At 44.3% G+C, this 12,752-nt stretch carries 10 protein-coding genes; 5 read left to right on the top strand and 5 right to left on the bottom strand.

Going from position 1 to position 12,752, the window contains the following annotated elements:
- Positions 1-5: 5 nt before the first annotated feature.
- The 3 genes from menB to menE are packed head-to-tail and all read left to right on the top strand — an operon-like array spanning position 6 to position 3,237.
- The gene (menB, locus tag HFU86_RS11980) at positions 6-863 is read left to right on the top strand and encodes a 1,4-dihydroxy-2-naphthoyl-CoA synthase (protein ID WP_036952775.1); all 858 of its coding nucleotides are present in this window, start codon (positions 6-8) and stop codon (positions 861-863) included.
- Positions 863-1,834 (top strand): o-succinylbenzoate synthase, encoded by a 972-nt coding sequence (gene menC / locus HFU86_RS11975; protein ID WP_132495426.1) that lies wholly within the window; start codon positions 863-865, stop codon positions 1,832-1,834. Before menB ends, menC begins: the two co-directional genes overlap by 1 nt.
- Positions 1,822-3,237, top strand: a complete 1,416-nt coding sequence (gene menE / locus HFU86_RS11970; RefSeq protein WP_132495424.1) for an o-succinylbenzoate--CoA ligase — start codon at positions 1,822-1,824, stop codon at positions 3,235-3,237. The genes menC and menE overlap by 13 nt, the downstream gene beginning before the upstream one ends.
- An 84-nt stretch (positions 3,238-3,321) precedes the next feature.
- On the opposite strand, the gene HFU86_RS11965 is transcribed toward menE, so the two are convergent.
- Positions 3,322-4,761 carry a catalase gene (locus HFU86_RS11965; protein WP_187129336.1) on the bottom strand — a complete coding sequence of 480 codons (1,440 nt, stop codon included), beginning with the start codon at positions 4,759-4,761 and terminating at the stop codon, positions 3,322-3,324.
- A gap of 334 nt (positions 4,762-5,095) precedes the next feature.
- On the opposite strand from HFU86_RS11965, the gene HFU86_RS11960 reads away from it, so the two are divergent.
- Positions 5,096-5,638: a YfaZ family outer membrane protein gene (locus tag HFU86_RS11960; protein WP_006661376.1), complete on the top strand. Its 543-nt coding sequence runs from the start codon at positions 5,096-5,098 to the stop codon at positions 5,636-5,638.
- Between the two features lie 245 nt (positions 5,639-5,883).
- Here the strand turns inward: HFU86_RS11960 and tyrP are convergent, their stop codons facing one another.
- Positions 5,884-7,032, bottom strand: a complete 1,149-nt coding sequence (gene tyrP, locus HFU86_RS11955; RefSeq protein ID WP_255426013.1) for a tyrosine transporter TyrP — start codon at positions 7,030-7,032, stop codon at positions 5,884-5,886.
- A gap of 483 nt (positions 7,033-7,515) precedes the next feature.
- On the opposite strand from tyrP, the gene HFU86_RS11950 reads away from it, so the two are divergent.
- The gene (locus tag HFU86_RS11950; protein WP_006660307.1) at positions 7,516-8,856 is read left to right on the top strand and encodes an anaerobic C4-dicarboxylate transporter; all 1,341 of its coding nucleotides are present in this window, start codon (positions 7,516-7,518) and stop codon (positions 8,854-8,856) included.
- Between the two features lie 164 nt (positions 8,857-9,020).
- On the opposite strand, the gene yfaE is transcribed toward HFU86_RS11950, so the two are convergent.
- Genes yfaE through nrdA form a run of 3 tightly spaced genes read right to left on the bottom strand, consistent with a single transcriptional unit; the run spans position 9,021 to position 12,726 of the window.
- On the bottom strand, positions 9,021-9,284 hold the full coding sequence (gene yfaE / locus HFU86_RS11945; RefSeq protein WP_108478594.1) for a class I ribonucleotide reductase maintenance protein YfaE: 264 nt from the start codon (positions 9,282-9,284) through the stop codon (positions 9,021-9,023).
- A gap of 2 nt (positions 9,285-9,286) precedes the next feature.
- On the bottom strand, positions 9,287-10,423 hold the full coding sequence (nrdB, locus tag HFU86_RS11940; RefSeq protein ID WP_036952796.1) for a class Ia ribonucleoside-diphosphate reductase subunit beta: 1,137 nt from the start codon (positions 10,421-10,423) through the stop codon (positions 9,287-9,289).
- Between the two features lie 11 nt (positions 10,424-10,434).
- Positions 10,435-12,726, bottom strand: coding sequence for a class 1a ribonucleoside-diphosphate reductase subunit alpha (gene nrdA, locus HFU86_RS11935; RefSeq protein WP_187129334.1), 2,292 nt, complete (start codon positions 12,724-12,726; stop codon positions 10,435-10,437).
- Between the last annotated feature and the right edge of the window lie 26 nt (positions 12,727-12,752).

Raw genomic sequence — 12,752 nt, 5'->3', positions numbered from 1 at the left:
TGATAATGATTTATCCAAGCGAAGAAAAACTGTACGCACCGATTGAGTGGCAAGATTGCTCAGCTGGTTTTGACGATATTCGATATCACAAATCCCCTGAAGGGATTGCTAAAATTACCATTAACCGCCCTGAAGTGCGCAATGCATTCCGTCCGCAAACCGTGAAAGAGATGATCCAAGCATTATCAGACGCGCGTTATGACGACCATATCGGGACTATCATCCTAACGGGTGAAGGCGAAAAAGCGTTCTGTGCGGGTGGTGACCAGAAAATTCGTGGTGACTACGGCGGGTATCGCGATGAAAGCGGTACGCACCATCTGAACGTATTGGATTTCCAACGTCAAATTCGCACCTGTCCAAAACCTGTCGTTGCAATGGTTGCCGGTTTCTCCATCGGTGGCGGTCACGTTTTACATATGATGTGTGACTTAACCATCGCAGCCGATAACGCGATTTTCGGTCAAACGGGTCCTAAAGTTGGTTCGTTTGATGGCGGTTGGGGCGCATCATACATGGCTCGTATCGTCGGTCAAAAGAAAGCCCGCGAAATTTGGTTCCTGTGCCGTCAGTACAATGCGCAAGAAGCGTTAGACATGGGTCTGGTCAACACCGTTGTACCTTATGCTGACTTAGAAAAAGAGACTGTGCGCTGGTGCCGTGAAATGCTGGAAAACAGCCCAATGGCATTACGTTGCTTGAAAGCGGCACTGAACGCTGACTGTGATGGTCAAGCGGGTCTGCAAGAGTTAGCGGGTAACGCAACGATGCTGTTCTATATGACCGACGAAGGTCAAGAAGGGCGTAACGCATTCAACGAAAAACGTGCGCCAGATTTCTCTAAATATAAGCGTAATCCATAATGAGAAAAGCCAAACTTTACTCGTTCAGCCTGCCGATGGAGGCAGGCGTTATCCTTCGCTATCAACGATTGAAAACCCGTGATGGGCTTTTAGTTTGTTTACAAGATGGGGATAGCGAAGGCTGGGGGGAAATTTCACCTCTGCCAGAATTTAGCCGTGAAACGTTGGAAGAAGCAACAGCCGACACCATCGCATGGCTAAATGAATGGGTGAATGAAGGCACAATGACGCCAAGCCATTTACCTTCAGTTGCCTTTGGCTGTAGCTGTGCATTAGCAGAGCTGACCGGTGAGCTTCCGCAACAAGCGGATTATCGTAAAGCGCCATTATGCAGCGGTGACCCTGATGACCTGATCCTAAGCCTCGATGCCATGGAAGGGGAAAAAGTCGCCAAAGTGAAAGTGGGGCTTTATGAAGCTGTGCGTGATGGCATGGTGGCAAACTTATTATTGGAAGCGGTGCCTGAGCTAAAACTGCGCTTAGATGCTAACCGCAGCTGGACTCGAGCAAAAGCAGATGGTTTCGCTAAATATGTGAATCCAGATTACCGTGCACGAATTGCGTTCCTTGAAGAGCCATGCAAAACCCGTGAGGAGTCTTTGCAATTTTCTGCGGAGACTGGCATCGCCATCGCATGGGATGAAAGTGTGCGTGAAGAAGGTTTCAAAGTTGAAGCACAACCGGGTGTGGCGGCGATTATCATTAAACCGACCTTAACGGGAAGCTTGAGTTATTGTCGTAGTTTGGTGGAGCAGGCTCATCAGTTAGGGATGCAGGCTGTGATTAGTTCTTCTATCGAAAGCAGCTTTGGTTTAACCCAATTGGCGCGGGTCGCAAATTGGCTAACACCGAATACCATTCCAGGTTTAGATACGGTTTCACTGATCCAATCTCAATTAGTGAGACCTTGGCCACAATGCCAAATTCCTGTTCAACAGTTAGATGAGCTGACAGTTGTATGGCAGAGTTAGCATCATCGTCTAGCCGCTTTACCGACTGGCCTTGGAAGCATTGGGCCAGTCTTCAACCAAATAACATTGCACTTTTTACGGATACTGATGCGGTAACGTGGGCGGCATTAAATCAGCAAATTGCCGATTTAGTCACTTACTTTGCGATGCAAGGCGTGCAAGAAGGGCAATGTGTCGCTTTGCGCGGTAAAAACTCCGTTGAACTGCTACTTAGCCAATTGGCGTTGCTAGCTTGTGGGGCTAAAGTTTTGCCTCTCAATCCTCGCCTTCCTGAACGGTTATTAGATGAATTACTGCCGCATCTTGATATTAGCGCAGTGATTGATTTTACCGATGAACAAAACGCGCTCGCGAATTATCGTCATTTGGACCACCAGCTTTATTATCATTTTATTGAATATGATGATTTCCCTTCGGTAAGCTTTCAGAAAATTGCTGAGCAACCTGCAACGTTAATTTTAACTTCAGGTTCAACGGGCTTACCTAAAGCAGCAGTACACAGTATTTCGGCTCATTTAAACAGTGCGGCAGGTGTGCTGGATGCCATGAATTATCAGCAAGATGATTGCTGGCTACTTTCATTGCCATTATTTCACGTTTCAGGGCAAGGGATTGTATGGCGCTGGTTACTGAGCGGCGCAAAACTCGCCATTCGTTCTACACCATTGCCCGAAGCATTACAGGGTGTTACCCATGCTTCATTAGTGCCGACTCAGCTATGGCGGTTACTGAATGACGAGATGCCATTAACTCTTTCGTTGAAAGAAGTCTTGTTGGGTGGCGCCATGATCCCAACCAGTTTAACGGAGCTAGCCGAGCAGCGCGGTATTGTATGTTGGAGTGGTTATGGGATGACAGAAATGGCGTCAACCGTATGTGCCAAACGTACAGATGGTAAGAAAGGCGTAGGGCTTCCATTAGCGGGTAAACAAGTACGGCTGGTGGATGATGAAATTCAAATTCAGTCGGACAGCCAATCCTTAGGGTATTGGTTTGATGGTCAATTACATCCTTTAAATTTAGTGGATGGATGGTTTAAAACCAATGATAAAGGCGCCTTTATTGAGGGTGAATATCAGGTTTTAGGTCGTTTGGATAATCTATTCATTAGTGGTGGGGAGTGTGTGCAGCCTGAAGATATTGAAGCGGTGATCAATGCTCATCCTGGTGTGCACCAAAGCTTTATTGTTCCTGTTGATGATGTGCAATTTGGACAGCGCCCAGTGGCAGTGATTGACGTTGATAAATCAATGAATTTGAACATGTTGGCGGATTGGCTAAAAGATAAATTAGCTCCGTATCAATTCCCAATGGCGTTTTATCGTCTAGAGCCTGAATTGAAAGCGGGAGGGATTAAAGTCTCTCGCCAGCAGGTGAAGCGATGGGTGTTAACACAAAGATAGTGATGAACTAAACGCGGAATGAATTAAGGAATAGATAAAAGCGCTAGAAAGCTCTAGCGCTTGGTCATAACAGGAAATGCTTGTTTATTTCAGCGTATTCAACGCTTTTTCAACACCAGCACCGTATTCTGGGTGCACTTTCTTAAACAACTCGATTTGACGTTTTTGTGTCTCTTCTGACGCTTCAATTAACTCACCCGCTAAACGTTGGAACATACGTTGATGTTCGGCATCGTCCAGCAATTCATAAAGCGCACGAGGCTGGCTGAAGTAATCTTCATCTTCACGGTGATTCCAGTGATCAGCCGCACCTTCGATGGATAATGGTGGTTCGCTATAGTCCGGTTGTTCTTGGAACATCCCTGCGCTGTTTGGCTCATAGGTTACGGTATTGCTGCTATTGCCATCAATGCGCATTGCACCATCACGATGATAATTGTGGAATGGGCAGCGTGGGGCATTCACCGGAATTTGATAGTGGTTAATACCTAAACGGTAACGCTGAGTATCCCCATAAGAGAACAAACGACCTTGCAGCATTTTGTCTGGAGAGAATCCAATGCCCGGAACGATATTCGCTGGGCTAAATGCCGCTTGTTCCACATCCGAAAAATAGTTATCTGGGTTGCGGTTCAGTTCAAAATAGCCCACATCAATCAATGGATAATCTTTGTGTGGCCACACTTTGGTTAGATCAAATGGGTTATAAGGGACGGTTGACGCCTCTTTTTCTGGCATGATCTGAATCTGTAAGTTCCAGCGAGGGTACTCTTTACGTTGGATAGCATCGAACAGGTCACGTTGAGAGCTTTCACGATCTTTACCAATCAGTGCTTCTGCTTCGTCATCCATAAGGTTTTCGATACCTTGCTGGCTACGGAAGTGGAATTTCACCCAAAAACGTTCGTTATTCGCATTGATAAAGCTATAGGTATGGCTACCAAAACCGTGCATAAAGCGATAACTTTTTGGTAAGCCGCGGTCGCTGACATCAATGGTTAATTGATGAAGTGCTTCAGGTAAGTGGGAGAAGAAATCCCATTTATAGGCAGCGCTACGCATATTGGTGTAAGGACAGCGTTTGACAACGTGGTTTAAGTCAGGAAATTTCAGTGGATCACGCAGATAGAATACAGGAGTGTTGTTACCCACCATATCCCAGTTGCCTTCTTCGGTATAAAACTTCATCGCAAAACCACGAATATCGCGCTCGGCATCAGCTGCACCACGTTCACCGGCTACGGTGGAGAAGCGAACAAATAAATCAGTTTTCTTGCCAATTTCACTGAATAATTTTGCGCGGGTATAGCGGGTAATGTCATGGGTGACAGTGAAAGTACCGAATGCCCCTGAACCTTTAGCGTGCATACGGCGCTCTGGGATCACTTCACGATCGAAGTGGGCGAGCTTTTCCAAAAACCAAACATCTTGCAACAGCATCGGGCCACGTTTGCCCGCAGTCATCACGTTATTGTTATCCACAACAGGTGCGCCTGAAGCGGTAGTTAAACCTCTTTTTTTCATCACAATACTCCCAAGCTATTAGATTTATAGACTACACAAAAGTAACTAACTGGATGAATATTTGTAGAATATCACTTCATCTCTATAATAAACTTGATGAACAGTATAATAAGCAAAGAATTAATTATCTAATCGCTCTGACCAATCACTGTAATCATAGTAAGAAGTTTAGTCAGAAAATGAAGAATTAATTGAAGTAAACCACTGATGAATTTCACTTATTGTGCGTTAAACGGTGTTCTAACGTAAATTTAAGCAAAAAAGACTGAGTACGTGCACTAAATCACGTAACATCGTCACGATACTTTAATTTTTAATAATAAAGGAAATGATAATGCGCAAAGTTCTTTTAGCTGTTGCAGCGACCTCTGCATTTTATATGGGTGCTGCCCAAGCAATTTCTGCTGATTTCAGCGCGGGTGAACATTTTACAGAATTAAGTGCTGGTTTAGGAACTCAAGGTTCAGGTTTAGCATTTAATGGCTCTTGGGCTCGTAGCGATCATAATGGCGAGTTAGGTAGCTTAGGCGCAACTTTCGGTCTGCCATTAGGACCATTTAATGCCTATGTAGGTGGTAAAGCATTGTATTTATCTCCTGAAGATGGCTCTAACGGTGCAGCGGCAGCATTAGGTGGTGGCTTAAGCTGGCAAGCACTGCCATCATTAAGTTTCTACGGTGAAGCGTATGGCGCACCAGAATCACTGACTTCAGGCAGCAAATCCTACATGGAAGCGAAAGCAGGTGCGCGCTATACCGTGTTTAAACCGCTGTCGGTTGATGCGGGTTATCGTCTGATTGAGATGAAAGGCGCGCATGATGATCGTAATGAGAAGTTGGCAGATGGATGGTATGTGGGCGCCGGCCTATCCTTCTAATATTCTCGTCATATTTTGATTTGTGGCGTTGTTGGCTGCACTCGGATACTCGGGTCACATACTCATGTATGCTCCCCAAGATATCCTCGTTTGCCGCCTAGCCACAATTCAAACTATTTAGAGAATAATGCTAGTGCTCATTATGAGTTGAAAAATGGCAGTGATAGTTTTTCAAAAAAACATCAAAAAATGCCAAGAAAAACACCCCAAATTGGGGTGTTTTTTTATGAATGAAACTCTAGGGATTAACCTACGTTTGGTAGGAAGCCGGCGACGATGGCGAATTGGATGGCGATGACCGCAATACCGCACAGCAGGACTAAAGTGAGGATTGGTGTGCCGCCTTTGACGCGGTAAATGCCATTTGCTTCTAACTTGCGTACGCGCATGGTTAACAGTGCCGGTATGATTAATGCGAGGACTGATAATGCGACAGCGGCATAGGTCAGTGCTTGGACAAAACTACTGAAGAACAACGCGGCGAGTAACGGTGGTACGAAGGTCAGCAGCGTGGTTTGTGCGCGACCAATAAAATCATTACTACGCTTAAATAAGTCTGCAAGGTAATCAAACAAACCTAAAGCCACACCTAAGAACGAAGTTGCTAACGCTAAATCCATAAACAGGGCAACCGCCATATTCACGCGTGGGGTAGCAACCACATCACGGATTGCGGTTAATAACCCATTTAAACCTGAAGACTGGGCAAGGATCCCCATAAATGTATTGGATGGGATAGCGCCGAGAGTCGCAATTTGCCATAAAATGTAGGCAACCAGAGGAATTGCACTCCCTGTAATGAAAATGATACGCAGCTTGCGTACATCACCATTCATGTAATTGACTAAACTAGGTACGCTTCCGTGGAACCCAAAAGAGGTAAAAATCACGGGAACAGCAGCGAATATAAGACCTTTTTCCAGCGGCATGGTGCTTAGGTTAACCGCCTCGGCATGAGGCATCATAACGGCAAGCATAATTACTAAGAAGATAGTTTTAGCGGTAAAAAGAATACGGTTAATAAAATCAACAGAGTGTGTACCCACACAGACGACAGCCCCGCCAACAATGGTGAACATAATAATGGCTGTTTGAGTCGAAACCGTAATCCCCCACCAAGAAGATAGGCTATCAGAGATAAGCACTCCAGCCCCGCCAATATAGGCAGTTGTCAGAGCATACATCAGTAATAACATACTCAAACCAGTGACAATTTGACCGACAGGACCGAGGTACTTTTTCGCAACACTACCGAGCCCCATATTGGCAGGATTATGTTGATATACCTCGACTAGTAGTAATGAGGTATAACTCATTAACATCCATAAACCAATTAACAAACATACTATTCCAGTGAAGCCAACACCTGCTGCCGCTAGCGGCATTGCTAGCATTCCTGCACCAATTGTTGTTCCTGCCACGATCAAAATACTGCCAAGGGTACGATTCTTCACAAATTCCTCTAATTGAATTCGGGTTATTAATAATTTAAGCAGATTATGCGATTGCGATTATTCTGTCAAATCTGAATTACAGTGTGTGTAAATAAATATTTACAGCCTAAATAAGTCAAAAATTCTATTAATGTATGGGCAAGTAACAACTTGCTCGCTAAGGGTGAATTTTTGTTAAGAATGAAAATAAGAAGTGAAACTTGATGAGGGTTAAATGTTAAAAAATGGGGTTTATAAGATTGATTTTACTCATTATATTATTTAACTGAGTATTATGGCAGCAACTAAAGGGGAATTTTGTGATGGGACCAAAATATTAGGAATGAAAATAAAACAATATTGTTTTTTAAATTAATATAAATCAAATTAATACGTTAAGACCATCTGGATAATAAGGGAAACCTATAAATAAAGGATGGACCTATGGACTTTATGATTCAACTTGCCATTATTCTTGTCTGCTTGTTCTACGGAGCAAGAAAAGGGGGTATGGCGCTCGGGCTGCTAGGCGGTGTTGGCCTAGTTATACTTGTCTTTGGCTTTGGTTTACCTCCAGGAAAACCGCCTGTAGACGTTATGCTTGTTATCATTGCTGTTGTTGCAGCATCAGCAACCTTACAAGCATCAGGCGGTTTGGACGTTATGCTACAAATCGCAGAACGTTTACTGCGTAAAAATCCAAAATACATCTCTATTGTTGCACCTTTCGTTACCTGTATTTTAACCATTTTGTGTGGTACCGGGCATGTGGTATATACCATTTTGCCAATCATTTACGATGCGGCGATCAAGAATAATATTCGTCCTGAAAGACCAATGGCGGCGAGTAGTATTGGGGCGCAAATGGGGATTATTGCCAGCCCTGTTTCCGTGGCAGTTGTTTCTTTAGTCGCAATGTTAAATGGCGTGTCCATCAACGGTAAATCACTAGAATTTTTAGATTTACTGGCAATCACCATCCCATCAACCTTAATCGGTATCTTAGCGATAGGTATCTTTAGCTGGTTCCGTGGTAAAGATCTGGATAAAGACCCGGTATTCCAAGAATTTATCTCTGTACCTGAAAACCATGACTATGTTTATGGTGATAGCGTTACGCTGTTAGATAAAAAATTGCCAAAAATTAACTGGGTGGCGATGTGGATTTTCTTAGCATCCATCGTGGTGGTGGCATTACTGGGTGCATTTTCTGAGCTCAGACCATTAATTAACGGTAAGCCGTTATCGATGGTGTTAGTGATCCAGATGTTTATGTTATTAGCGGGTGCGCTGATTATTATCATTTGTAAAACCAATCCAGGACAGATTTCTAAAAACGAAGTGTTCCGGTCAGGGATGATTGCTATCGTGGCGGTATATGGTATCGCGTGGATGGCAGAAACCATGTTCGGTGCCCATATGGATGAAATCAAAGGCACTTTAGGTTCACTAGTCAAAGATTTCCCTTGGGCGTATGCGGTGATTTTGCTGTTGGTATCCAAGTTTGTTAACTCACAAGCAGCGGCATTAGCAGCGGTGGTGCCAATCGCTCTGGGTATTGGTGTTGATCCTGCATACATTATCGCTTCTGCACCAGCGTGTTACGGTTACTATATCCTGCCAACTTATCCAAGTGACCTTGCGGCTATTCAGTTTGACCGTTCTGGTACTACACGTATTGGTAAGTTTGTTATCAACCACAGCTTTATCTTGCCTGGTTTAATTGGGGTGGGTGTATCCTGTGTGTTTGGCTGGATTTTTGCTGCGATGTACGGTTATCTATAAAAATACCCGTCATACTTCAAATTGCAGGGGGTTAGCTGCTTACTGGTAACTCGCATTATTTTAGGTATGATTTTATAAGCAAAAAGTTTATAAGCAAAAAGCGATTGCTCGAGTCATCAAAGCAATCGCTTTTTATTGTTAGTAATACCGTATTACTAGCGCGGCTACTCGATTTCAATATCGGATAGCGGGTGACAACAGCAGGGCAGAATTTCACCCTCTTGAACAAAAGCGAGCGGTTTACGTTTGTATCCAACCTTTCCCTTTAATAATGTTACGCGGCATGAGCCACAGTAGCCTTCTCGACATTGGTACTCGACAGGCACTCGGCTATCTTCAAGGGCATCCAATAAACTGGTGTGAACATCCGTGTGGTAGGGGACTTGAACACCCTGCGTAAGACGCAGGGTGATTTTATGACTTGCCATAATTACAGTTCGAAATCACTCAAATCATCGGTGTTAACTTCAGCGTCAATCTGACCGACTAAATAAGAGCTGACTTCGACTTCTTGTGGCGCCACTTGAACGTTGTCAGACACTAACCATGCATTGATCCATGGAATAGGGTTAGAACGCGCTTCAAATGGTAATTTCAGGCCAACTGCTTGCATACGAATGTTGGTAATATATTCCACATATTGGCACAGAATATCTTTGTTCAGACCAATCATAGAGCCTTCGCTGAACAGATATTCAGCCCACTCTTTTTCTTGTTCTGCCGCATCCACAAACAGGCGATAGCATTCATCTTCACACTCAGCGGCAATCTCTGCCATTTCAGGATCGTCTTGACCTGAGCGTAACAGGTTCAGCATATGCTGAGTTCCCGTTAAGTGCAGCGCTTCATCGCGAGCAATCAGCTTGATGATTTTTGCGTTACCTTCCATTAATTCGCGCTCAGCAAAGGCGAAAGAGCACGCGAAGCTGACGTAGAAACGAATTGCTTCAAGGGCGTTAACGCTCATTAGGCATAAATAAAGCTGCTTTTTCAGTGCGCGCAGTGAAACGGTGACTTGTTTACCACCCAGCGTATGTGTCCCTTCACCAAACATATGGTAATAGTTGGTCATTTCGATCAGCGTGTCGTAGTACTCAGAAATATCTTTTGCACGCTTGAGAATTTCTTCATTTTCAACGATATCATCGAAGATAATCGCCGGGTCATTCACGATATTACGAATAATATGGGTGTATGAACGTGAGTGAATTGTTTCTGAGAATGACCAAGTTTCAACCCAAGTTTCTAATTCTGGGATTGAAATCAGTGGCAAAAATGCCACGTTAGGGCTGCGACCCTGAATAGAGTCGAGCAGCGTTTGGTATTTCAGGTTACTGATAAAAATGTGTTTCTCATGATCTGGCAGCGCATTATAGTCAATACGGTCGCGCGCCACGTCAACTTCTTCTGGACGCCAGAAGAATGAGAGTTGCTTTTCAATCAGTTTTTCAAAAATAGGATATTTTTGCTGATCAAAACGGGCAACGTTCACAGGCTGGCCGAAAAACATCGGCTCCAGCAGCTGGTTATTTTTTTTCTGAGAAAAAATCGTGTATGAATGTGACATAACCATCCCTATTAAATTTTACAAGCCCCGCCTTCACAATCAGAATCTGCGGTTTCAACAACCTCTTCCAGATCCCCCTGAACATCTTCAGCACCGTCGCGGGTGTTGTGGTAGTAAAGTGTTTTCACACCAAACTTGTAGGCTAACAATAAATCTTTTAACAGTTGATTCATTGGCACTTTGCCATTCGGGAAACGGGTTGGGTCATAGTTTGTGTTAGAAGAAATCGACTGGTCGATAAACTTCTGCATGATCCCAACTAACTGCAAATAGCCGCTATTGGAAGGCATTTGCCATAATAGCTCGTAAGCACCTTTCAGGTTTTCGTAATCTGGCACCACTTGGCGCAGGATACCGTCTTTTGATGCTTTAATGCTGATATAACCACGTGGTGGTTCGATACCATTGGTCGCGTTAGATATCTGAGACGAGGTCTCTGATGGCATTAATGCAGACAGCGTTGAGTTACGCAGACCGTACTGTTTGATCTCTTGGCGCAGCGCTTCCCAATCATAATGCAGTGGTTCGTCAGTTAATTTATCGAGCTCACGTTTGTAAGTATCGATAGGTAACACGCCTTGCGCATAAGTGGTTTCATTGAACCACGGGCAAGCACCTTGCTCTTTCGCTAATTCATTTGAGGCTTTCAGCAAGTAATATTGAATCGCTTCGAATGTTTTGTGCGTCAGGTTGTTGGCGCTACCATCGGAGTAACGAACACCGTGCTTCGCTAAGTAGTAAGCGTAGTTAATCACACCAATACCCAGAGTACGACGACCCATAGAGCCTTTCTTCGCCGCAGGGATTGGGTAATCTTGGTAGTCTAACAGTGCGTCTAATGCACGAACCGCTAAGATAGCTAACTCTTCTAATTCATCGAGGCTTTCAATGGCGCCTAAGTTAAACGCTGACAGCGTACACAGGGCAATTTCACCATTTTCGTCATTGACGTTATTTAATGGTTTAGTTGGCAGTGCAATTTCCAGACACAGGTTGGATTGACGAACAGGGGCAACCTGCGGGTCAAATGGGCTGTGGGTGTTGCAGTGGTCAACGTTTTGAATATAGATACGACCTGTAGATGCGCGTTCTTGCATCATCAATGAGAATAATTCAACCGCTTTCACGCTGGATTTACGGATTTTCTCATCTTGCTCATATTGCACATATAGGCGTTCGAACTCGTCTTGATCCGCGAAGAATGCATCGTACAAGCCCGGAACATCAGACGGGCTGAATAGAGTGATATCTTGGTTTTTGATCAGGCGTTCGTACATTAATTTGTTGAGCTGTACACCGTAGTCCATATGGCGAACACGGTTCCCTTCAACACCACGGTTGTTTTTCAGCACTAATAAACTTTCTACTTCTAAGTGCCAGATAGGGTAGAACAGAGTTGCTGCACCACCACGTACGCCACCTTGAGAGCAAGATTTTACCGCAGTTTGGAAATGCTTATAGAATGGGATACAGCCAGTGTGGAATGCTTCGCCACCACGGATTGGGCTACCCAGTGCACGGATGCGACCCGCGTTGATACCGATACCGGCACGCTGAGAGACATATTTCACGATAGCACTTGAGGTTGCGTTGATAGAATCAAGGCTGTCACCGCATTCAATCAGAACACATGAGCTGAATTGACGTGTAGGTGTACGTACCCCCGCCATAATTGGCGTAGGTAAAGAAATTTTGAATGTTGATACCGCGTCATAGAAGCGGCGGATGTAATCTAAACGGGTTGCTTGTGGATAATGAGAGAACAAGCATGCAGCAACCAGAATATACAAAAACTGGGCGCTTTCGTAGATTTCACCGGTGACACGGTTTTGAACTAAATATTTCCCTTCCAACTGTTTAACAGCGGCGTAGGAGAAATTCATATCACGCCAATGGTCAATAAAACCATCCATTTGCTCGAAATCTGCTTCGGTGTAGTCTTCCAGCAAATGCTTATCATATTTACCCATCTCAACCAGATGTTTTACGTGGGCATATAATTTTGGTGGCTCAAACTGGCCATAGGCTTTTTTGCGCAGGTTAAAAATCGCTAAACGTGCAGCAAGATATTGGTAATCTGGTGTTTCACCGGTGATTAAGTCAGCAGCGGCTTTAATCATCGTTTCGTGAATATCAGAAGTTCTGATCCCATCATAAAACTGAATCTGAGAACGTAACTCCACCTGTGAAACTGATACGTTACTAAGACCTTCCGCCGCCCATGTAATAACTTTATGGATTTTGTCGAGGTCAATGCGTTCTTTATGTCCATCACGTTTTGTGACTAACAGACTCTGGTTCATGAGCAAGTACACCTTGGTTGAGTTAC

This window comes from Providencia sp. JUb39 (genome assembly GCF_012272845.1).
Taxonomy (GTDB): Bacteria; Pseudomonadota; Gammaproteobacteria; order Enterobacterales; family Enterobacteriaceae; genus Providencia; species Providencia lanzhouensis.
Note: the sequence above shows the minus strand (reverse complement) of the source record. Positions and strands in the feature narration are given on the sequence as shown.